Genomic DNA, 23,482 nt, shown 5'->3' on the forward strand with positions numbered 1-23,482 from the left:
ATATTTTGTTCAATAAACTAGAGCGAATAAGGAAGGTCAAGATCATGGGAGAAGATAACCAACGTCCATTTCATCTATCACTAATGAAAGTGAGTGATGTACCGGCTCGAATGAGTGAAGATTTAACACTGTTTCTTATGCTGAGCGGAAGTATGACAGTAACTACCGGAGAAAAGGAATATAGACTAGAGTCAGATGATCTATTAGTGATCAATCCGCTGCATCAGTATCAGGTGAAGAGCTCTGACAAAAACCTCCTGCTATATTTACGTATTTCCAGAAAACCACTGACTACTAATTTTAAAGAAAATTGGCTGCCGTATATCGATTGTTCAAGCTCGGAAGACAAAAGTAAGGAGGAGTTTAATAAGCTACGGGCCTTACTGGCTCATTTGATGGCTGCCTATTTTAAGAAAAGCGGCGAAAATGAGCTTGAAGTGTATCAGCATCTATTCAGCGTATTAAATTATTTGGTGAAGACGTTTAAAAAAGATCGAAATCTACTTCCTCAGCTTAAGCAAGAAACAACTGATGACAGAATAAATGAAGTGCTGGAACAAATTCAAAAAGAATATGATCAGCCGATTTCTCTAGAGTCACTTGCTGAAAACAGTGGAATGTCTTATTATCACTTGTCTCGTTTGTTCAAAAAGCAGGTAGGAATGACCTTTACAGATTATTTGAATCAAATTCGCTTGATGCATGCGACGGAGGCCTTAGTCTCAACAAAAAACTCGGTGATCAAAATTGCTATGGATAGCGGCTTTTCAAATCCTAAACACTTTCATCAAGTGTTTAAAAAACAACATGGAGTAACGCCGGCAAGCTACCGAAAAAAATATTCTTTAGCAAAAACTCAAGAGGATCAAACCATAGAATCAGAAGATTACCAAGAAATCACTGGTGCTGCGGCATTGCAGGAGTTGGCAAAATACCTAGTCGAAAAAGATATCGAAGATGAAAATGCGACAATCGAACAAAAACTGGAATTGACGGTGACAGATACGCCGGAATCAGCCTATCAAGCTAGTAAAAAAATCATCAAGATCGGTCCAGCTAGTGAGGGTCTAGCCAGAGGTGTTCAAAGAGAGCTGTGTATTTTACGAGAAGAGTTAGCTTTTGATTTTGTTCAATTTGAAGGCTTTTGTGAAGAAACCAATTTTGAAAATGATGTCCTGTTGGTATCTGAGTATATTTTAAATAACCAGTGGTTTGATTTTTTGATCAAGATTCAGTTGAAGCCAATGATCCAATTACTTTTACCAGAGGATTATACGGATAAAAAAGAGGTTCAGCTCTGGTGTGATAAACAAATCAAAATCATTCGGCATTTTTTGAATCGTTATGGTCGTGAAGAAGTGGGGCAATGGTATGTTCAGTGGTCGTTTCCAAAAGACAGTGGTCAGTGGAGTGAAGAGAATCGATGGGGCTATCACTATTTTTACCGCAAATTGAAGCAGCTGATTCCCTCAGTCAAGATTGGCTTGATGTCCTTGCGTTCGTTAGCAGAAAAAGAATATCAACAATATCAGACATTTGTTGAGGAGCAGAGTAAGCAACGTTGTTTACCTGATTTTATTAGCTTTCATGCAGATCCGTATGCAACAGAAGCTATCAAAGACGAGCACGCACTGCATTTTAAAGACTATCAGCAGGAACTGCTTGCACGTGTAAAGTCAGTGGTTTCAACTTATGCACAAGGAAAAAAGCAGGAGGCATCTACTTGGGAGCCGGAGTTATTTTTAACGGATTGGAATACGCTGGTTGGTGAAGGCAACACCTTTTCAGGAACCTTTTTCCGCTCGGCTCTGATTCTAGAATCGATCCTTGAATTATCTAAAGAAGTAACGGGGATTGCTTTTTGGCTGAATATTAAAGTGAAGGAGCGGCAGACTTATGTACGGGAAGATAGTAGCTTATCTGTCTTTTTTTATGAAGGACTGCGTCGTCCACTGTTCTTTTCACTTCGATTTTTAAATCATTTGAAAGGTGAGATAGTAGCGAGTGGTTCTGGGTACATGCTGACTCAAAATCAGGGACAATATCAATTGTTGCTCTACAATTCTAGCTATTTAGATCCACTTTATTCGGTGGATACCTTTCAAGTGAGATACCAAACGAAAAAGCTGTTGATTCAGTTGGATGGATTGCCGCAGGGGAATTATTTGATCAGAGAATATGTGTTGGACAAAGATCATGGCGGAATTTATAATGACTGGATCAGAATTGGTGGTCAAGCTGAATTAGACAGGGAGCTGCAAAGCTATTTAGAGCAGAAAATTGCCCCAAAGTTTGAATTGAAGAAAGAATCGATTACCAACACTGGCTATCAGTTGGAGGCAACGCTGACGTTGAATGCTTGCCAACTATATTTATTGCAGCCATTGTACTGAGAATAAAAACGAAGAGCAAAAGTAGCATCGCTATTTTTGCTCTTTTTTTGTTCTTTATCAAAAAATCAATAATATTGACCTTGTATCGAGCAATTAAAGTAATTTCTATGTGCCGAGGCTTTTATATAATGAATGCATAGAAAACGTTTTCTTATATTTTAGTAATGGAGGAAAAAAATGGAAACACAAGTTGAAAAAACAACAAGTAAAAGTGGTGTTGGGCTGATTTTCGCTTTGATGGCGGGTTATTCGATGATTTATATGGATAAGAGTATGATTTCTACCGCTGTCTTACCGATCACCAAGGAATTTAATTTAGACGCAGGACAAACAGGGATGATCATGTCATTCTTCTTCCTTGGTTATTCGTTGATGCAAATTCCAGGTGGTTGGTTAGCAGATAAAATCGGGGCAAAAAAAGTATTGATGCTGTCACTAGCAATTATTTCAATTTTTTCATTCGCATTCGGTGCCGTCAGTAGTTTGATGTTGTTTATGGTCATCCGCTTTTTTGCGGGGATCGGTCATGGTGGTTATCCACCAAGTTGTTCTAAATCGATTGCTGATAATTTTCCACAGGAGCGTAGAACCTTCGTACAGTCTTTGATTCTTTCTACGTCTGGGATCGGTGGGATTTTAGCCTTTACTTTAGGGACAAACTTGATCAATGCTAACTGGCGTTACGGATATTTGGCGTTAGGTACATTGTTCGCTGTCGCTTTAGTTTTAGTAGGACTTTTTGTACCTAATCAAGTAGCCAGTGCAAAAACTGGGGCAAAGGATAAACCGGCAATTACATTTAGTCAGGTGATCACTAACAGAAATGTTTTGGTTTTATTTGTAGCGATGCTCTTGCTGAATTTCCTGCTTTATGGAAACATGTCTTGGCTGCCAAGCTATTTAGCACAGAAATTTGCGATCGATATTAAAACGATCGGTTATTTACTAGCGGTGAATGCTGTATTCCAAACAGCAGCAACAATGTTTGCCGGGGCTCTTTTATCAAAACTTTTCTTAGGAAAAGAACGTATCTTCATCATTAGCGCTACTGTTTTAGCTGCGATTTTAGTTGCTGCTTTTGTTGCTTCGAATAATCTAGTCTTATCCATGATTTGCTTGATCGCAGTCAGCATGGTTTCAGTCAGCGCTTTTACAGCAATCTTTACATGGCCGCACAAAATCATGGATCAGTCGATCATTGGTTCTTCTATCGGGATCATCAATACCGGAGGAACACTAGGAGGCTTTTTGGCACCAATGATCTTAGGTCAATTGATCAAAGCTGCAGGCGGTTCGTTTACATTAGCTTTCGGCTTTATGGCAGCAGCTAGCTTACTTTGCGGACTTTGCGTACTAGGAGTGAAAAAAGAAGCATAATGTCAGAGAGAAAATTTAAATATAAAAGTGCCTTTGATATCATAGGTCCGATCATGGTCGGACCTTCTAGTTCACATACAGCAGGAGCAGTCAGGATCGGTAATATGGCAAGGGAACTTTATAAGCATACGCCTCAAAAATTGATCGTGACGTTTTTCGGATCTTTTGCAGAAACCTATAAAGGACATGGAACGGCAGTTGCGATCGTCGCTGGTGTTCTTGGGTTTGAAACACATGATGAACGGATTCCAGACGCGATCGAGATCGCGGAAGAACAGGGAGTAAAAATTGAATTCCTTGTCAGTGCGAAAGAAACGGAACATTCGAATACTGTCAATTTAGAATTGATCGATGAGCAGGAGAAGCTAAATTTAACAGCCATTTCGATTGGCGGCGGCAGCATTCAATTGACAGAAATCAATCACCATTCCACCATTTTGAACCAAGAACAGGGGAACGGATTGGTTCTTACTGCGGATCAGCCGAACACAGCAATTCCTTGTGTTGAAAATGCTTTGGAAAGCCCTGAATTTGTAAAAGTTCAGCAGTTGAATCAAGAGACTGTCTTTTTTGTAGAAACGGTCAGTGACATTAGTCAAAAATTAGTAGCAAAAATCAAAGAAATACCGGGCATCACAGCAGTAATGCCGACGACCGGCTAAATTAGAGGACGTGAATTTTTTGTTTGGATCGATTGAAGAATTAGTACAATTAGCAAAAAAAAATCAGTGTAAGATCGCAGAAATCATGATCGCACAGGAGATCAGAACCTCCGGACGTAGCCGGACAGAGATCATGAATCAGATGACTTTGAATTTGGAAACGATGGAAGCAACTGCGGCTAAAGGGATTCAAGGGGTACGCTCTCATTCAGGTTTAACTGGTTATGATGCAAAAAGACTACAAGCCTATTTAGATAGCAAAACAGTGTTGACAGATACTACCTTTGTTAAAGCGCTGTGTTATGCAGTGGCGACGAATGAAGTCAATGCAGCAATGGGGATGATCTGTGCAACGCCGACAGCCGGTTCTGCTGGGGTCGTTCCTGGTGTGCTGTTAGCTTTTAGAGAAAAACTGCAGGCGAGTCAAGAAACACAACTGGAATTTTTATTCACTGCAGCAGCGTTTGGCTTCGTTACAGCCAATAACGCCATGATTTCAGGAGCTGAAGGCGGCTGTCAGGCAGAAATCGGTTCGGCTTCAGGAATGGCAGCGGCAGCCTTAGTTGAAATGGCAGGAGGTACGCCGGAACAAGCAAGCCATGCCTTTGCGATCGCGTTGAATAATCTGATTGGCTTAGCCTGTGATCCTGTTGCAGGACTGGTGGAAATTCCATGTATCAAACGAAATGCAGGAGGCACTTCGAATGCAATCAGTGCGGCGGAGATGGCGCTAGCAGGCGTTGAAAGCGAGATTCCAGCAGATGAAGTGGTAGAAACAATGTATCGTGTAGGCCGCAGTATGCCGGCAGATATTCGGGAAACTGGGATCGGCGGATTAGCTGGGACCAAAACGGGTAAACGAATCGCAAAAGAGTTATTTGGGATTGAACGTTAAAGGAGTTTTTGTTAGGGTAAAGAAATGTTGATTTAAAAAAAGAAAGGAAGAATATGATGGATGCAAAACAAAAGATCACAGAACTGATCGATGCGAAAAAAGAACAATTTACCGCTGCAGCGGATCAAATTTGGGGAACACCGGAGACAAGATTTGCGACGGCTGAATCAGTGAAACCATTTTTAGAAATTTTAGAAAAAGAAGGATTTGCAGTTGAAACAGGTCTTGCGAATATGGAGCACTCGTTTGTCGCGACTTATGGCAGCGGAAATCCTGTTATCGGTATTTTAGCGGAATATGATGCTTTAGGAAATTTGAGTCAGGTTGCAGATCTTGGCGAACAAAAAGCAGAACATGAGGGCGGCAATGGTCATGGCTGTGGACATAATTTATTGGGAACCGGCGCTTTGGCAGGAGCGGTCGGTATCAAGGATTTGATGGAGCAGGAAGAATTAACTGGAACGATCAAATTATTTGGGTGTCCAGCAGAAGAAAGCGGCTACGGAAAAGCATTCATGGCTAGAGACGGTGTGTTTGATTGTTTAGATGTCGCATTGGCTTGGCATCCGATGGATACAAGTATGGCTTGGGGGTTAAGCAGCTTAGCAGTCTATCAAATTTATTATAATTTTAAAGGAAGATCGGCACATGCCGCTGCAGCACCAGAACAAGGACGCAGTGCATTAGATGCTGCAGAATTGATGAATATCGGCGTCCAATTTTTACGTGAGCATATCATTGATGAAGGGCGTGTCCATTATGCATTCATGGATGCTGGGGGTGAATCAGCAAATGTAGTTCAACCAACAGCAAGCCTCTATTATTTTATCCGCGCACCAAAATTGGATCAGGCTGAAGCGATTTATAAACGTGTCAATAAAATCGCAGAAGGTGCAGCATTGATGACAGAAACAGAACTAGAAATCGTTTTTGATTCTGCCTGCGCTAACTACTTGCCAAACCAAGCAATGACAACGGCAATGTATGAAAATCTAAAAGAATTCGGTGATCTGAACTTAACGAAAGAGGATCAAGAATATAGCCAAAGATATTATGATAGCCTAGACGATGCTACTAAAGCTGGGTTGATCACACGAGCTCGTCAAATGAATCCAACAGCAAGCGAAGAAGAAATCCAACGCTTAGGAACACTACCAGTTTTAGATCAAATTGGACCATTGGCCTTTTCAAATGCAACATCAGGCTCGACAGATGTCGGGGATGTCAGCTGGGTTTGTCCAACAGCACAAGTCTTGATCGGCTGTGAGCCGCAAGGAACACCGCCTCATTCATGGCAATGGGTCGCAAATGGAAAGTCGTCTGTAGCTCATAAAGGGTTGTTAGCTGCTGGTAAAACGATCGCTACAACAGCATACGATTTATTGACGAATCCTGAATTAGTTGAAAAAGCAAAAGCAGAACATCAAGTAACGGTTGGTGGTCAAAAATATCAATCAGCTATACCAGCAGATGTAATGCCAAAATAAAATATTAAAACAAAGCAAGAGATAAGCATACACGCGTCTTATTTCTTGCTTTTTTATGTTTCCAACTCATATTAGCTAAAATTAAGATTGCCTGGATGTTAGAAATTTGCTACGATTGACTTGGATTCAATAATGAGAATTTAAGGAGGAGTAAGATGAGCAATAAAAAATGTTTGATGTTGGGATTGTTGTTTTGCACTGTGTCACTGTCGTTTGTAAGTCGTTCATTCGCAGAAGAAGCTAGTTCTTCTACAGAAACGCTAATGACAACAAGTTCTGGAAGTACTGTACAAACAGAGAAACAAGCTAAAGTGTTGGACATTACACCAGAATTTACTGTCTCAACCATCAAAACAACTGTCGGTGAAAAAGGAAGTATTGAAGTGAAACCAGTAGAAGGGATCAAAGATCTCAAAGGAACCTTTAAAGTCACAGTAGCAGATCCTAGCGTTCTTTCTATCAATGAAAAAGGAATTTGGCAAGGACTGAAAGCTGGTACTACTAAAGCCACAATCGATTTTGAATGGTCAAAGGATTCCTTGAAAAAGATTCAGGAGAAATTTCCAGAGCATGAGTTAGCTCAAAAATCAATTGCCAAGGAAGTACCTGTAACAGTAGCAGAAGAAAAGATAGTAGGAATAACGCCTAAATATAATGTAAGTGCAATCAAAGCTAAAATTGGAGACACAGGGCAATTTACAGTAGAACCAATGGGCGGTGTCAGTGACCTTAAAGGAACGTTTACAGCACACATCAAGGATGAGCACAAAGATGTTATTTCTGTAGATGCAAACGGAAAATGGACAGCATTAAAAGCTGGAACAACAGAATTTGTTTTAGACTATAAACTTTCCGATGAATCATACAAGGCGATCCAAGATAAAAATCCTGGAAGTATATTACGAGCCAATTCGATTGCTACAGTAATCAAAGCGGAAGTAACACCTGTGGGTACAATGAATATTACACCGATGCTTGATATTGCTTCTATTGAAGGGAAAGTCGGAGATACAGGACAGCTAAAAGTCAAACCAATCGAAGGAATGAAAAATCCAACAGGTTTGTTCACATTCTCAATCAAAGATCCGTCGATCATCGAAATCGATAAAGACGGCAATTGGAAAGCACTAAAAGCTGGAACGACGGAATTTACTTATACGTATACTTGGTCAGAGGAAACAATGAAGCAGCTGTCAGAAAAATATCCAGGCTATGAGTTTGCCATCCAAGAACTTGCTCAGGTAGTCAAGGTTACGATTACTGATGGGACAATCAGTTCTACGAAGCCAGCTGGAACGACAAAACCTACAGGCAAGCAATTGCCGGCAACGAATGAAGCAAGCCAAGAAAGTTGGATTTTAGCAGTAGGGCTGATGTTACTGATTCTAACATTAGCTGGCTGGTCTAAGAAATCTCTTACAAATCAATAAAATCAGATAGTAAAGAGCTTGCAGTTATTGATATGCAGGCTTTTTGCTGTACTCATCTCAAGTTTTGGACGCAGAAGATATAGCCTTGAGCGGCTTGATTTTACATTGCGTTATTTCTCAGTTTAGTATATCGTATCTATATCAAGTCAACGCAAGGAGTGAATACATGGAACCGATGGAACGTCCTGATGAACGAAAAGCGCTAGATATTCTTCAAAAAGCAGAGCCGGACAAGTATCGTGATGCACGTCTGTTGGATAAGCCTGATATTCAAAATCCAGCAAAAGATATCGGTATAGAAGTGACACAATCGTTAAAAGAGAGCGTATTAAAGGTATTGCAGCTAGATGACATCAGTGTTCACGATGATCGACAAATTTTAGAAGTGATCAAGAAAAAATACGGAACAGGTATTTTGCGTGTAGAATTGCCGCTGCCGGATAATAATCAGAAAAAAGTTGGTATTTCGATCGCAAACTGGCATTCCTTGTTTAATTTGATCGAAGCCTATGATAATAAAGTGAAAAAGCTGCAAAGCGGTAATTATACGATTTATAAGGAGAATAATCTTTTTATTTTTGTCTTTGGCAATGATGAACAAAGTATTGAGCAGTTGGCGACACATATCTATCGAAAACGAAAAAAAAGACAATACGATTATGTGTATGTTTATAGTCAGCCAATGCTATATATGATCGATCGTCAAAAAAAAGTGATCCAAAAACAGCGAATCGTCTGAATAACAGACAGATTTTACTGTATTGGCTCACTTTTTTTATTATGAAAGACAGCGATAGAAGAACCTAGTTCAGCAAAATCTTCTTTTGGAATCGTTGAAAATAATGTTTCCCAGAGCTCATTTTCTTGATAATAAGAAGTGACCGTTTGACGATAAGACAGTACAGTCTTTGGATACATAAATTTTGTTTCGATCGGTAAATTGATGGCATCGTTCGAACGTGTTGTCCTTTTTTTCCATCATATGAAACCTATGGAAGCTATACATTGATCGAGCAGAGGCAGATATTGAAAAACAGCGTAGATGAACTATGTACTTGGCTGGAAACACTCTCGAAAGAAAAGGTATTTGAACCAGGACAAAGAAGCTGGGCTACAACAAAGGCCATGTGGCCAGTTTATAAATGGGTACACATCAATACAGTAGCTCCATTTACTAACTTTCGAACGAAAATCAGAAAGTGGAAAAAGTTAACAGTACCTAAATAGCGAATCAATGAAAAGAGCAGAGACCGATTTTTAGGTATCTGCTCTGTTTAAATGATTCTATTCGTTCAATCAATTCGTTTCTATGATAGTCAGATCTGACGTGTCATACATCACACGAGCATGATTATTCTTGATCATCCTTTTTTCCAATACATTTCCAGTACGTTTATCAATGCATTTTCTGAAAATCTGACCATTTCGGAAAACGTCTCCATTTTCTCTTGAAAAATATTCATTTTCAGCACGAATATGATAACTGTATGCTTGTTCATTATCTGAGCGAAGTTCGCCGTTGAGGTGAGTATCACTGACGGAAATCACGAGCTGATAAGTATTTTCAGTGTTATTTTTAAAACGGTAATCTAGATAATTATAAACGATCGATGTTCCTGTTCCAAAAGGGATTTTACGACCGTAATCTGGAAAAAGGTCCAGCCCATCGTGATGATGGTGCTCCGTAATTTCAAGTGGTGAATGAAGTATGATCCAATGGATCAAATTTGTAAATTGACAAAGACCGCCGCCAAGACCAGGACGAACGGTATCGTTAAAAATGGTCACACCATTTTTATAGCCCTTACTTTCTGAGCATTTACCAACAAGATGCCAAAAAGAAAATGTTTCGTTTGGTCTGATCAGAATATTCGATACCTTAGGTGCAGCAATCCGAAGGTTGATAGCTTTATTTTCCTGTAAAGTCAGGTCTGTATTCCCTAACTTTCTACGGATGAGTGAGGTGTGTTTGTAAACGGATACAGGTAACAGCGCATGCTGCTTTGTTTGAGCAAGCGGCTCTGCGACAATAAAGTCTTGCAGCTTTCTCTGCAGAATATTCTTTTGGATCGATATCTCGTAAGTCAATGGTGATAGTTCGCTAAACAGTTTCCTTTTCATTTTCATAACTCCAATTCCTTTTTTGTAATGATATCGTAACATAAATGTCTTTATTTAGAAATGAAAATGAAATATTTTAGAATATCTTAAGAATTGTGCGATAGGTGTGATGAGAGCGATCCTTCTATCCGAATAACCTTTTCTCTGTTAACTTCCTCAGTATCTTTGTTTGGCTTATTCATAAGAAAAAGCCTGAGAAATAACGTATATAGCAATTTCTCAAGCATGCATTTATTAGATCAGCCTAGCTTTCTTATCTACTCTAAGTGATTAGAGTATTGTTCTTGTTTTACTTTTATAGTATTGATCAAATTGATTTTATCTACAATTATTTTTATGTCCTTCGTACCAAAGGATGGATTGATATAGCTAACAAAAATCTCTGAATTTTCAATTCCATGAATTTTAGTTGAAGCGATGATCAGATCGGGTGTAATCTTTTCATTTGGCATTATTGGTGATAAAAAGGATGTCCTGAAAAAGGGAGATAAAGTTGAATGTAATTGATTTGAAAGGATCTTTTCCATAACAATGGGTAGATCTGTTTCCATTTTTATCACGATTTCGGGATTAAAGTCAGTTGGGTGTCCAACTAAACAATATAACTCACATAATCTGGGAACCAATAAAGAATGATTAGAAAGATACGATAACTCTACTGATTCGTTTATTTTATTCAATCTTTTTTTCATTTCTTCTTTTAGAAATGGATAAGTATTATAGAGGTAGTTGTTATAATCATAATTAGTGATCGTTGTATCAAAATTAGGAAAAAGAATGACAGCTAAACAAGTAGACAGGATCAAGCTGGTGATGATATTGAATGTCTCTGTATCAGTAATTTTTGCTTTTACTGAAAATTGTTCACTGATCAAATTGAATATGTCAAAAGTCACTGTTTGATTGTTCTTGTGAAAATCAAGTGCTTTACTCAGAAAGTCATTCAATAGATACATTTGAACACGAGTTTGAGCTACTAATATGAAATAATCAACTTCGGCTTCAGGTATATCAAAAAGCAGATTGAATTCGGAATGCAGCGTTTCAAAATCAACTTGACTAGTGGTAGAGAAGAAAACCTCTCTATTCAAATCTTTTGTAAAAGGTGGCAATTGCTCATAAGATAAGGAATGTCCGGTTTTAATACGGCTAAGATTGATAGCAAGAATAAAAGCAAATTGTGAACGTGAGACTTTTTTTGTAAGAGTCCAGTTTGGAAATTGCTTCTTTAGAAATTTATCTATGTCCTGCTCTGAAATAACTGAATCAAAAGGCCAAGTGATTCCTCTAAATAAGCCCCAGAAAAATAGATAAGCAAAATAGCGAATGGAAACTTCCTCGCCAGTTACAGTCACAATTCCTTTTTTTACGACCAATTGAATGTGATAAGGTGAAAAAAAACTGTTTAGGTCAGTGATGATCTTTTTAACAACAGTGTCACTGACAAAATGCTTTTCACAAAAATCTATAATATCAATATTTTTTAGAAAATAAAGATCAGAAATAAATGAAAAAGGGATAGACATAGTAATGAGTTGAAATGTTAGCGTTCGATACTCTATTTTTGTTCCAACAAACTTATGTCCTGCCCCTTTTTTTGTATCAATCAATCCTTTATGCTCATGATTTTGAGCAATTTCTTGCAGCAATTTTAGATATTTTAATACCGTTCTTCTGTCTAATTTGGCCCACTCCATCAACTCTTCTGTTGAACACCAATGCTCTTCAAGATATAAAGTCCGTAATAGTGTCAGCATCGTTCTAGTTTCGCGATCAAAAAACGCATACATAATAAAGATCCCCCTTATAAAAAATACGTGCATGTGTATTATAAGGAACTTGCTAAAGAGAATCTATCAATAGGTCGTTTCAGAAAAAAAGAACTTGAGACACGATCATATCGTCGTGTTCCAAGTTCTTTTTATTTGTATAAAATATATAGATAAACGTCAGAGTGCAGTGATTAAATTGTAGATTCTAATTATATATATCTTTAGAATATAAAATTATTTGTGTAATTTTATATTACACAAATAAACTAGCGAAAAAGATATAAAAATGATAAATTATGAGAAACAGTTTCAGCTGAAACGAGTTGCTATCTTCTTATTACTATTACTAATAAGAAGTAGCTTATTTTTTTTGATAAATGTTAGTTCACATTAATATTATATAAAAAAAATGTGGATGTCAACGACTTTTTTTTATTTAATATTAATTTTTGTCTCTAAATATAAAAATTAATAAATTATTTTGACGATTTTAAGCGATTTATATCTAGTTTTTGATAGCCGTCAAAAAAACCGTCAAAAGTGAAAGGACTGATTACGATCGTAAAAAAAGGGGAGAACATTTACAAACGTAAAGATGGGCGTTGGGAAGGTCGCTATGTGAAGCAGCGGACACCTGAGAAAAAAATTATATACGGATATGTATATGGAAAGAAATACACAGATGTCAAAGACAAGCTGACAGTGTTAAAAGCAAAAAGATTACACACCTCCTATGATTTTAGCCACTATCAAGGTACTTACGAAACATGGCTTGGAAACTGGTTATCGATCACGGTCAAACGTAAAGTGAAACCTACGACCTATACCAACTATTTTCGATTGACCAAGCGTTATATCATTCCTCATTTAGGAGAAAAATACATACAAGAAATCAAAGAAGAAAATATTCAATACTTTGTGGATCTCCTGATAATACAAGGTTTATCGGCTGGAACGATTCGGCTAGTAATGAATTTAGTCAAACAATCCTTTGATGAAGCAATCAAGCAAAAATATCTTATCAACAACCCCAGTAATTTCGTTCAACTACCTAAACAAACCCGTCCAGCCGTCCATGCGCTAAGCTTAAAAGAGCAACAAGAGCTCGAGGCTTTAGCCTTCAAAGATCCAGAGTGTTCACCAGTTATTTTAGCCCTTTATTCAGGATTGCGGATCGGAGAAATCAGCGGTCTGCAATGGCAGGATATCGATTTTGAACAAAATTTGCTTCGAGTCAATCGAACGATCACTCGTGTCATAGACGAGAATAGCACCAAAGCTAAAACAGAATTGATTGCAGGATCACCTAAAACAGCACAATCCAAACGGATCATTCCTCTTGCTAAAAATTTAAAAAACTATTTACTAGCAAGAAGAGCACACGCGACTAGCCCTTATATTATTAGAAGTAAAAACAGCTTCGCAGAACCGAGAGTAATCAATTATCGATTTAAAAAAATGATTGATTCGACCAGCTTTTCAGCTATTCATTTCCATTCCCTTCGTCATACCTTTGCTACTCGGTGTTTAGAACAGGGCATGGATATTGCCAGCTTAAGCAGGATCTTGGGGCACCAGTCGATCAAATTGACATTGGACACATATGCAGACTCGTTATTTGAACAAAGAGAAAAGGAAATGCAAAAAGTAGACAATTTATTATCTCAAAAATAATTCGCACGATTTCAACTGAATAAACTAAGAAATAAAAAAAGGAAAACGATCGAAGTTTTCTTTTTTTTATTTTCATTAGCCGTCAACACTGTAGTCAAAATTTCTGATAGATAGTTAGCTATCAATGGATTCTGTGTTTTCTACTTATTAGTAATAGTAATACGAAATAAAAAGTTAAAATTCTAATATTTATATCGCTTATCTTCAAAAAAACAGCACGTATTATTTCTTTTTTATTTTGTATTTTATAAAATGAGCCTTTTTAATAATTTTATCAAAAGGTACAAAAATAAGTATAAAGGAATCAAATTAAAGAAACAAATGATTCGACTGACAAGATCAGTGAGATAAGTTAGTTTGCCCCTATTTTCAATAGCAGAGGAGGAAGAAAGATGCATCAAATCGGTGTACTAAATCAGACATACTCAGAAGAAGAGATCGAAGAACTTTCCACTAAGTTTCTTGGTGGACTTGACTGTAAGATTTTAAGATTAGATATAAAGAATCTTACACAAGAACTTTCGGACATAGATGTAGTGTTTATGCTCAGTGATTCTTCAACTTTTTCAATGAGTACTACATGCTCAACAATCATTAAAATTCGAGAAATAACGAATGCATACATAGTGATCTACCAAAAAGAAACAGATATGGTCAATCGACTAGTTTATTTACAATTAGGAGCGAATTTGAATATTGGAGAAGAATCCCAAGCGAAGGAAGTACAGCTGATCATTCAAAATGAAATGAAGTATCGCGCGGATAAATCATCTGGATTGATCGAATTTGAACGACGGACGCCTACGTTTTATAAAGATAGTCCAATGGACAATCGATTAGAGCCGATTTCTGAGCTTGAGCGTAAAGTTAACCTGACTCGTATCGAATATAAGCTACTATCTTTGTTACAAAGTGATATAGGCAAGCCATTCACCCATCAGGAAATCTACCAATCGATCTGGAAAAAGGCCTACAACGATCAAAAGCCAAGAGTTGCTAATGTCGTTTTCCGTTTGAGAGAAAAGTTAGATAGGAATGGCTATCCGGCAGACAAATACATTCAGACCGCACACGGTATCGGCTACAAAATGCATTTAGACTAAGGTATCTACCTATAAAATCCACATTTATCTGAGTCAATTGAAAGGAGGTGAGACAATGAAAAAAAGAAAAATGTTACTGTTTATCCTTTCAAGTTTGACATTACTGGCTGTTTTAGTGGGGATTCGCCCTGAAAAAGGATATGCAGCGGATTTGACACCAGAGTATATGACAAAAAATGGCTATACTTATTTAGCTGATATGCCAGGAGTTACAGTCATTGATCCTGCAAATCCGATGGAATTTGGTTATGAGGATTCTCTTCAACTGAGACTTAATCCTAAAACAAGTTATGAAGCTAGTCCAGAATTTAGTACGCAGACAGCTGGGACAGGTGGGATGAAGTCCTATACTGTTTCTCAGATGGGAAAACTTGCAGGAAAAGAACTTTGGATTAAAGTAAAATATGCAGGGACATACAAAGGAAAAGATATAGATGTGACTTTTAAGCATATACCAAAAGCGAGAAGTGGTGTTTCTGAGGGTCTAACTTTTCATACTCCAACGTATGATTTTTATAATAAAGCCATCGTACAAAGTGATGGCTATAATACAACTTTGTTTCCATCTATTTATGGAAGATCTTATTTCTTAGGGTATGTCTTCGAGAACATAGATACTAAGAAATCAGATATTTACGAGTATTCTTGGGAGTTCAGTTACTCAGAGACAGGTGAACCAATAGAGGTAACTGGATTATGGATGCATAACCGTATTAATGCGGCTAAGGTGGTGACTCCTTATGAAGCAAGTTTAGGAGATATGTATATAAGAAATGATGCTTTACTTTGGGGGCGGACAACAACTGAGGGTCAGCTGGATATAACTGGTTCGAGGGATGCAGTATACCCAACCGCTGAACCAATTACATCTCTCGGGCGAATGATAAATCAAAAGAGTGAGATAAAGCAAAGCTTTAGGACTTCTGAGTGGCGAACAGCAAATTCTGCTGGAAGCATAAACTTTGTATGGCCGCTGGGAGAAAACGACCTAGTACGTTATAAAGCCGGAATTCCATTAGTCATTGGTGAACGAAATGATGCGACCCATACGGAAGCTGATTACACGAAACTAAAATTTAGTGTCGATTCATTAAATGCATTCAATCCAAAAGAATACCGTTCAGATTCTTATGTAATGGAGATAAATGTACCAAAAGGCTATGACATTGAATCTGTTAAACCTGTTTTACACGAAGATGAAACAGTCGACTTGTCTGATTTATTTGAAGCGCCAGTCAAAGTTTCAGATCAAAAATGGCAAATCAAAGCAAAAGACTCAACGAGTGATGAATTTGATGGAAAAAACATTCGCTATCAAGTCGTTGCGAAACCAAACGCTGATTTTGTGTTTAGTGACTATGGTTATGATCCAACAGATGGGTATCTACATCTTGAAATGGGGAAAAACAGTTTCTTATCGGATAGTTTAGGAACATCCACACCAACAGTAACATTAACAACTACTTTCAATGGAAAAACAACGGAAGCTAAATCAGATATTACGGAAGAAAGTATGTCACTGATCAAATACGAAGGGATTCCTGATGCCGATCCTGTACCAGATTTGACCGTCGATCCAAACATCGACATCAAAACAGTCTATCCTGATCCAGCAGAACTGATCAAGAACTTACGAGTAGATACGGATTCACCATTAGATGAAATCACTTCTATCAAGTATAAAGAAACAGGAGCAATCACATCCGGTTCTAAAACAGGAGACGTAACAGAAGTCATCGTAGTGATCACGACAGCTCAAGGAGTATCAAAAGAAATCAAAGTACCGATCACAGTAGGTGAAACAAATTCAATTCTCACCATTGAGTTCATCGATGAAGATGGCATCGTCAATGAAAGTAAAACCATCACGATCGATACACTTACCGGAACGGTGATTGATTTAACTAAAAATGACGACGTCAAAGCTGTTTTGACTGCATTAGAAAATGATGGCTATAAAATCACCCAACGCCCAGCGAATGAAGGAAATATAACGGTCACTTCTAACATGACTGTTCAGTATCATTATAGCGGTATCGTTTACCTTGCCTCTGCACCAGATATGATCGATTTCGGCACGATTCAATTTACCGCATTGGATGTACATGTAAAAAATCCAACGCTCACGGGGAAAGATTTAACGGTTCGCGACACACGAAGCTCAACTAAAAAATCCTCTTGGGATGTGAAAGCACGTGTGACGAAACCAATGACTCGTGTAGGTGATACGAATATTTTAAAAAATGCGATCCATTATCAATACGGCGACAATGATATTGAGCTGAGCGAAACCAGTGCGGAAACAGTCTTCAAAAAGGATAAAGGCGGAGACTACAACATCAGTCAAGAATGGAACACAGATGGTGATGGGGTCAAACTTGCAGTCGCTGGAGCAGATGCACAGAAAACAGGCGAGTATCAAGGAGAAATCACTTGGTCTCTTGAAGCAGGCCCATAACGAAAGGATGGAGTAACTTTGAAAATGAGAAAAAATGTTTTATTCGCAATCTTCTCCGTTCTTTTTGTCGGGGTACTGTTCAGCACTAGTACGGCATTTGCCGAATCTGGTGTCGGCGGACAAGTCATTACAGAAGGTAAAATCACCTTTTATGAAACAGAAACTAGTTTATCAGAGTCGCAGCCTCCGCAGCAAAGCTCTTCTGAACCAGTGACTTCTGAAAAAGCTGTAGCTAAGCCAGTTGGAAAGCTGCCTAGCACAGGTGAGCTCGTTAAAAATTATGGGTTGATCGGCGGCGGATTGCTGCTGTTGATTCTTCTTGTCTTTCTTTATAAGAAACGACAAAAGAAGGAGGCGCAGTAATGAATAAAAAGAATAAGCTAAGTTTGATTCTTCTTATGACTTTAAGTAGCCTTGCTGTGTCTGAAATAACATTTGCCTCAGAAGCAGATGCACTAGATCAGACAGGTAAAGTGACTGTAGAAGGAAGCGGTACGACTAAGCCAGTTGATCCAGAAAACCCAGGAACAGATGTTGATCCAGGTGAAGGACCTTCTACAGAAGGAACACTGCGGATCGATTATGCGTCATCGCTAGACTTCGGACGTGCCAAAATTACGGAGAAAAACAGAACGTATAATGCAAGGGCACAATTATTTAAGGATGATACACCAGCACGAGGCAGCTATATCCAAATCACGGATGAACGAGATGATGTTTATGGCTGGACCTTACAAGTGAAACAAACCACTCAATTTACGAATTCAGTGATTCAAGATAAAGAGAACCAACAACTTACAGGAGCAGTCCTCTCTTTGGATAAAGGTTGGGCCAATTCATTTGGCGCAAGCATTGCACCGACCGTGACAAGAGATACGATTGCGATCAATGAAATCGGACAGGCCTATCAAGTTGCCAGAGCAGATGCCGGCGGCGGAACAGGCACATGGACGATAGAATTCGGCTCATCTGGTACTGAAAAAGCGCAAGCAAACACACTCACACCAGAAACCGATGCAGCTGGAAAAGCGCTGATTGATGAAACCTATCAAAAGCAAGCTTACCGAAACTCAGCAATCAGTCTGAGCATACCGGATTCGACGAAAATCTATCCGGTCCAATACCAAACGGAGTTAACTTGGATTTTATCCGAGATACCTCAATAGATGAAAAAAACACAAAAAGAAATTAGGAGGAACAAGAAATGAAATTTACAAGATTATGCGCTGCTTCATTAGTAGCAGTTATCGGGTTATCAACACTAGGGAGCACGCAAGCTTTTGCGGCAGACGATGCAACAGAATTAGACTCAACTGGTAAAGTAACAGTTACAGAAGGGGAAGTCGGCGGCGGAACAGATACAAAAGACCCGGAAAAACCAACAGAACCTATTACAGATGGTGGCGGTGGAGAAATCACTACTCAACCAAACAAAGGTCCTTACGGCATCCAAGCTGTATCTAACTTAAACTTTGGTACTTTCTCTAGACAATCAGCAACAGTTGAAAAATTTTCACAGCCAGTTAAAATCTACGGAGCTGAAAAAGATGCATTAGGCAACCCAGTTATTACAGATGGAAAACTGACTGCTGATATGAACGACGAACGTTTACGTGGTCAATATGTTCAATGGGCAGACTTGCGTGATGGTGGAAATGGCTACCAAATCCAAGCTAAAATGACAGAACAATTTGCTAACGGTTCAAATAAATTAGTTGGTGCAACGATCGACTATTCAAATGGTATTTTAAATTACAACACTGCACAATTAGGCACTATGCCAAAAATGGGCGCTACAGTATTCCAATTGACTGAAGACCCAGCAGCATCAGCAGTTGTTGTTGCTACAGCAGACGCTGGAGCTGGTAAAGGTGAATACTTTGCAGAATACGGACAAAGTGCTGGTTTTGTTGGTGTTGACGGTATTGAAAATACATTAGATACAACAGGATCATCTGTTAAATTGACTGTTCCAGCAGCGGTAGCAGCTTCTGCACCAACTGGGGATTACGTTGCTAAAGTTACATGGACAATGGTTGCTCAATAATTATTATTCATTTAGCACTGCAACTTTAGGTTGTCTTTTAGGCAGACCGGATCACTTGCGCCGGTTTGCCTATTTTACATAGGGACTGGATACATGTATCCAGGACCACTTTTTAAATATTATGGAAAGCCAGAGGTATTCTGATGAAACAATTAGCCAAATATATAACAGGAATCATTTTAGGTTTGCTGATCATGTTCAATTTTTCTACAGCGAAAGTCTTTGCAGCAGAAGAAGCAAATGGGGCAGGATTTTCCTATTCCATCAATTATCCAGAAAATCAAATAGAAGAAACAGGTTATTATAAGTTGAAAATGTCTCCAGGACAAGAGCAGACAGTATCGATGACGCTGACGAATCCAAGTGATGAAGATATTAAAGTAGATATCGCGTTAACTGGTGCAAAAACCAATCGTAATGGCGTGATCGAATATAGTCCAGTTGAGATAAAAAATGACGCGTCGCTAAAATTTCCTTTTGAAGATATCGTAACAGGTGAAAAGACGGTTGAAGTGCCAGCTGGTAAGACCATTGATTATGAAATGAAGATCAAAATGCCTGAAACAAGCTTTGATGGTGTGATTTTGGGCGGTATTTATATGATCAAACAAGATTCAGAAAAAGAAAAAAAAGCAAGCGGTTCGATCGTGATCAATAAATATGCCTATGCGATCGCGATGGTTCTTACAGAAACAGACAAAAAACTAGAAAAAGAGTTGAAACTCAATAGTGTCAGTGCAGGACAATCCAATTATCGTAATACGATTTTCGTTAATTTATCTAATGTTGTGGCTGATTATGTGAATGATCTGATGGTTGAAGTACAAGTGACTAAAAAAGGCAGTGAAACTGTTTTATATGAAGCGAAAAAAGAAGAAATGCGTATGGCGCCAAATACGTTTTTAGAATTTCCTGTAAGTATGAACGGGGAAGAGATGGTTCCAGGTGAGTATACAGCGAAAATTTTAGCCAGCTCCGAAGGATACAAAAAGGAATGGACGAAAGATTTTAAAATCACAAAAGAAGAAGCTGGGAAATTCAATGAACGAGATGTTGGCTTAGTCCAAGAAAAAGAGATCGACTGGAAAATAATTGCTGCGATCGTGGGCGGCGTATTAGCAGTCATTGTTGTATTATTCTTACTGATCTACAGCCTACGTAAAAAGAAAAAAAGCTCAAGAAAGAAAAATAAAAAGGTCAACAAAAAAAGCAAACAGTAATCAGATAAATAAAAAACATAGACAGGTAGAATAGAGGGGATCATGTGACAATCCTAGAATGGATATTTATAGGCGGGATAGCCACTACGATTTTATTAATTATTTTTGCTATCTATTCTCTTTTGCGGATGATTGCCTATTCACAAAACTTAAAAAAACTTCCTAGTAAAAGGATCAAGAATCCCAAAAAGCATAAAAAATTCGCGATAAGAAGACGTAGATTACAAAAAGCTAGAAAAGGCGCTTTGATACGATTTATTACACTAGTCATAATGAGCGGAATCATGGCAGGCGGCTCTTTTTATGTGAAATACTATCAATCGATGAACCTTACAGGAACCGATTCTGACTCGATCGTTAAAGCATATTATCTTCTGCGAGATTTTAATGATCAAGTAGAATTAGCAAAAACTCAAGGAGATGATCAGGACAAGATCAATCAGAATATCCAATATTTGTCTAGATCCATGGCAAGTTATGGCACAAAAAAAGCAAGTGAAGTGAATACAAAAGAAGGACAGCTTGCGCTAAACCGTTACTATAAAGCAATCATGGAACTTGGGCAAAACGCCAATATGAAATACAAAAATTTCTTTGAAGATCCTGCATTATCAGAAGAGTATATTGCAAGCATCAAGAAAATTGAACAAAATTATGAGCAACCTGTATTTAAATATTATAAAGTTGATGAAGCTACGTTGAAAGAAGAAAAATAATGGGTTGATTGAAGATGAAGAAAAAGAGGAAGAAGCGGAACAAAACGTCGATAATCACAAGCTTAAGTAATTTGTTTCCATGGGGAAAGTCGAAGAAAAGAAAGAAACACCGTTCAAAATCAAAAAAAACAACGAAGACACAGTCAACTAAACCCACTAAAAAACGTTTGCTGGAAGAAAAAAAGAAAAAGAGACAACGGAAAAAAAGATTGCAGCTGCTTCAAGATCTTTTGTTGGCAATTGCTGGTGCAAGTGTGCTGATTCCTTTAGGTGTCTCTTTTTTTATCCAATTTTCAACGATCACAGGCTATGGCATGTCCCCAACTCTGCGTAATGATGACGTTGTGATCGTCAACAAGACCAAAGAGCTCAAACGGTTTGATCTAGTTCTTTTTAAAAAAGGAAATACAACGCAGATTCGTAGAGTGATCGGACTTCCAGGTGAGATAATAGAATATAGGGAGGATCATCTCTATGTAGATGGGCAAAAGATAGATGAAAAGTTCATTGTCGATGAGGTCAATGAAAGTCAACGAAACGGGATGAATTTCACCGAGGACTTTACGATTGCTGATATGATTTCTCAGCAAATGATTCCGAAAGGGAAATATCTTTTGTTAGGAGATAATCGTTCCTATGCCACAGATAGCCGTCACTATGGATTAGTGGATGTTCAGATGATCGTTGGCGTAGTGAAAATGAAAGTCCTGCCATTGGAAGATTTTCAAGTTTATTGATCGCTCACGTTTTTCAGTGTGATAATGCTATTGAAATTGATAAGATAAGAAGTTATTGTTACACTAAAGAATAGAATCTTATTGTATGACAGACTTCTGAAGGAGCATGTATCATGATAGAAATCAAGAAAATCGGAACAGGTGACTTAGAACAATTAAAGCAAATCAGTATCCAAACATTTTCAGATACATTTGCGAAAGACAATGACCCTCATGATCTGAATGAATACCTGATAAATGCGTATTCTAATGAAAAATTATCCAAAGAACTAGCGGCGAAAGAATCAGAATTTTATTTTATATACACCAATGATCGATTGGCAGGTTACTTAAAACTGAATGTAGGTGAGGCACAAACAGAGCCGATCGCTGATAATGGAATGGAAATCGAGCGTATTTATGTCGATGTTCAGTTTAAGCGACTTGGATTAGGAAAAAGGCTATATGAAAAAGCTATTTCTAGAGCGAAAGAATTGAAAAAAGAGGTTCTTTGGCTAGGTGTATGGGAGAAGAACGTTCCAGCACTTGCATTTTATGAAAAAATGGGTTTTGTACAAGCTGGGCAGCATTCTTTCTTTATGGGCACAGATGAACAGATCGATTTGATCATGAAAAAGAACCTCTAAGTCGTTCTGTAGAGAAAACAGAATGAATCAGAGTCGAGAGATGGATAAAATAAAAAACCAGTTGACGCGTGTAGCATCGACTGGTTTTATTTTGACTTTAATGAATACTTAACGCTCGATAAGTTGTTCAACACTTAATTCAGTCATCGAACCAACTTGTAAATCTGCACCGGCTAGCGTTTCTGTTGCTGAAATTCCTATAGCATACATGCCAGCAGCTTTGATTCCTTCGATTCCCGCTTGTGCATCTTCAAAACCAATTGCATCTTCAGGTGCAACAGCGATACTTTGTGCGGCTTTTACGAATATCTCTGGATCAGGTTTCCCTTTTTTTAATGATTCAGGATCGACGATATGACCAAAAAAGTCTAGGACCCCCAGTTTTTCTAAAATCATGGGCGCGTTTTTTGAAGCTGAAGCGATCGCACAAGGGATTTGGTGAGCTTTGGCATCCATCAGAAAATCATGGACGCCGGGCAAAAGATCAGCAGCAGACAGATCAGCCAATAATTTTACATACTCATCGTTTTTCTGTTTAGCTAAAGCTTCTTTTTCTGCTGGAGAATAGTCATTTTCTTTTTGACCATAAGCCAGGATCTTATCTAAAGAATCCATTCGGCTGATGCCTTTTAAAGATTCATTGAATACTTCGTCGATCGTAATGCCTAAGCTTTCAGCTAATTCTTTCCACGCGATATAGTGGAATTTGGCGGTATCAGTGATAACGCCATCTAAATCAAAAACAAATCCTTTTTTCATGAACA

At 38.2% G+C, this 23,482-nt stretch carries 21 protein-coding genes and 1 pseudogene; 18 read left to right on the top strand and 4 right to left on the bottom strand.

The window, feature by feature from the left end; translation table 11 throughout:
• Positions 1-44 precede the first annotated feature (44 nt).
• From A5889_RS10030 to A5889_RS10060, 7 genes are all read left to right on the top strand, one after another.
• Positions 45-2,393, top strand: a complete 2,349-nt coding sequence (locus A5889_RS10030; RefSeq protein ID WP_087641760.1) for a helix-turn-helix domain-containing protein — start codon at positions 45-47, stop codon at positions 2,391-2,393.
• Between the two features lie 177 nt (positions 2,394-2,570).
• On the top strand, positions 2,571-3,770 hold the full coding sequence (locus A5889_RS10035; protein ID WP_087641761.1) for an MFS transporter: 1,200 nt from the start codon (positions 2,571-2,573) through the stop codon (positions 3,768-3,770).
• Positions 3,770-4,432 (top strand): L-serine ammonia-lyase, iron-sulfur-dependent subunit beta, encoded by a 663-nt coding sequence (gene sdaAB / locus A5889_RS10040; protein ID WP_087641762.1) that lies wholly within the window; start codon positions 3,770-3,772, stop codon positions 4,430-4,432. The genes A5889_RS10035 and sdaAB overlap by 1 nt, the downstream gene beginning before the upstream one ends.
• Positions 4,433-4,451: 19 nt before the next feature.
• Entirely contained in the window at positions 4,452-5,327 is an 876-nt protein-coding gene (sdaAA, locus tag A5889_RS10045; RefSeq protein ID WP_087641763.1) for an L-serine ammonia-lyase, iron-sulfur-dependent, subunit alpha, read from the top strand.
• 56 nt (positions 5,328-5,383) lie between these two features.
• Positions 5,384-6,814, top strand: coding sequence for an amidohydrolase (locus A5889_RS10050; protein ID WP_087641764.1), 1,431 nt, complete (start codon positions 5,384-5,386; stop codon positions 6,812-6,814).
• A 155-nt stretch (positions 6,815-6,969) separates the two neighbouring features.
• Complete coding sequence (locus A5889_RS10055) at positions 6,970-8,244, top strand: LPXTG cell wall anchor domain-containing protein (protein WP_087641765.1); 1,275 nt, start codon at positions 6,970-6,972, stop codon at positions 8,242-8,244.
• Positions 8,245-8,410: 166 nt separating this feature from the next.
• Entirely contained in the window at positions 8,411-8,983 is a 573-nt protein-coding gene (locus tag A5889_RS10060) for a hypothetical protein (protein ID WP_087641766.1), read from the top strand.
• Between the two features lie 14 nt (positions 8,984-8,997).
• Here A5889_RS10060 and A5889_RS10065 read toward each other — a convergent pair whose 3' ends face one another.
• Positions 8,998-9,162 (bottom strand): hypothetical protein, encoded by a 165-nt coding sequence (locus A5889_RS10065; protein ID WP_176372877.1) that lies wholly within the window; start codon positions 9,160-9,162, stop codon positions 8,998-9,000.
• A 63-nt stretch (positions 9,163-9,225) separates the two neighbouring features.
• On the opposite strand from A5889_RS10065, the pseudogene A5889_RS10070 reads away from it, so the two are divergent.
• Positions 9,226-9,471: pseudogene (locus tag A5889_RS10070) on the top strand (ClbS/DfsB family four-helix bundle protein); the annotation flags it as partial.
• Between the two features lie 69 nt (positions 9,472-9,540).
• Here A5889_RS10070 and A5889_RS10075 read toward each other — a convergent pair.
• The gene (locus A5889_RS10075; protein ID WP_087642059.1) at positions 9,541-10,365 is read right to left on the bottom strand and encodes a VanW family protein; all 825 of its coding nucleotides are present in this window, start codon (positions 10,363-10,365) and stop codon (positions 9,541-9,543) included.
• A gap of 257 nt (positions 10,366-10,622) precedes the next feature.
• A complete protein-coding gene (locus A5889_RS10080) occupies positions 10,623-12,155 on the bottom strand; it encodes a helix-turn-helix domain-containing protein (protein WP_207114596.1) in 1,533 nt (510 codons plus the stop codon).
• A 522-nt stretch (positions 12,156-12,677) separates the two neighbouring features.
• Here A5889_RS10080 and A5889_RS10085 point away from each other — a divergent pair.
• The 10 genes from A5889_RS10085 (at position 12,678) to A5889_RS10130 (ending at position 22,718) form a co-directional block, all read left to right on the top strand.
• Complete coding sequence (locus tag A5889_RS10085; RefSeq protein WP_254909569.1) at positions 12,678-13,811, top strand: tyrosine-type recombinase/integrase; 1,134 nt, start codon at positions 12,678-12,680, stop codon at positions 13,809-13,811.
• Positions 13,812-14,203: 392 nt separating this feature from the next.
• Positions 14,204-14,914: a winged helix-turn-helix domain-containing protein gene (locus A5889_RS10090; protein WP_087641769.1), complete on the top strand. Its 711-nt coding sequence runs from the start codon at positions 14,204-14,206 to the stop codon at positions 14,912-14,914.
• Positions 14,915-14,969: 55 nt separating this feature from the next.
• A complete protein-coding gene (locus tag A5889_RS10095) occupies positions 14,970-17,372 on the top strand; it encodes a hypothetical protein (RefSeq protein WP_087641770.1) in 2,403 nt (800 codons plus the stop codon).
• Between the two features lie 24 nt (positions 17,373-17,396).
• The gene (locus tag A5889_RS10100; RefSeq protein ID WP_087641771.1) at positions 17,397-17,735 is read left to right on the top strand and encodes an LPXTG cell wall anchor domain-containing protein; all 339 of its coding nucleotides are present in this window, start codon (positions 17,397-17,399) and stop codon (positions 17,733-17,735) included.
• Positions 17,735-18,538, top strand: a complete 804-nt coding sequence (locus tag A5889_RS10105) for a WxL domain-containing protein (protein ID WP_087641772.1) — start codon at positions 17,735-17,737, stop codon at positions 18,536-18,538. Before A5889_RS10100 ends, A5889_RS10105 begins: the two co-directional genes overlap by 1 nt.
• A 38-nt stretch (positions 18,539-18,576) precedes the next feature.
• Positions 18,577-19,419, top strand: a complete 843-nt coding sequence (locus A5889_RS10110) for a WxL domain-containing protein (RefSeq protein ID WP_087641773.1) — start codon at positions 18,577-18,579, stop codon at positions 19,417-19,419.
• Between the two features lie 143 nt (positions 19,420-19,562).
• Entirely contained in the window at positions 19,563-20,639 is a 1,077-nt protein-coding gene (locus tag A5889_RS10115; RefSeq protein WP_087641774.1) for a DUF916 and DUF3324 domain-containing protein, read from the top strand.
• Between the two features lie 44 nt (positions 20,640-20,683).
• Positions 20,684-21,355 (top strand): hypothetical protein, encoded by a 672-nt coding sequence (locus A5889_RS10120; RefSeq protein ID WP_087641775.1) that lies wholly within the window; start codon positions 20,684-20,686, stop codon positions 21,353-21,355.
• Between the two features lie 14 nt (positions 21,356-21,369).
• Complete coding sequence (gene lepB, locus A5889_RS10125; RefSeq protein ID WP_087641776.1) at positions 21,370-22,092, top strand: signal peptidase I; 723 nt, start codon at positions 21,370-21,372, stop codon at positions 22,090-22,092.
• 113 nt (positions 22,093-22,205) lie between these two features.
• Entirely contained in the window at positions 22,206-22,718 is a 513-nt protein-coding gene (locus A5889_RS10130) for a GNAT family N-acetyltransferase (protein ID WP_087641777.1), read from the top strand.
• 108 nt (positions 22,719-22,826) lie between these two features.
• Here the strand turns inward: A5889_RS10130 and pgmB are convergent, their stop codons facing one another.
• Entirely contained in the window at positions 22,827-23,477 is a 651-nt protein-coding gene (gene pgmB / locus A5889_RS10135; RefSeq protein WP_087641778.1) for a beta-phosphoglucomutase, read from the bottom strand.
• Between the last annotated feature and the right edge of the window lie 5 nt (positions 23,478-23,482).

It is taken from the genome of Enterococcus sp. 9D6_DIV0238 (genome assembly GCF_002174455.2).
GTDB classification, from domain to species: domain Bacteria; phylum Bacillota; class Bacilli; order Lactobacillales; family Enterococcaceae; genus Enterococcus_L; species Enterococcus_L dunnyi.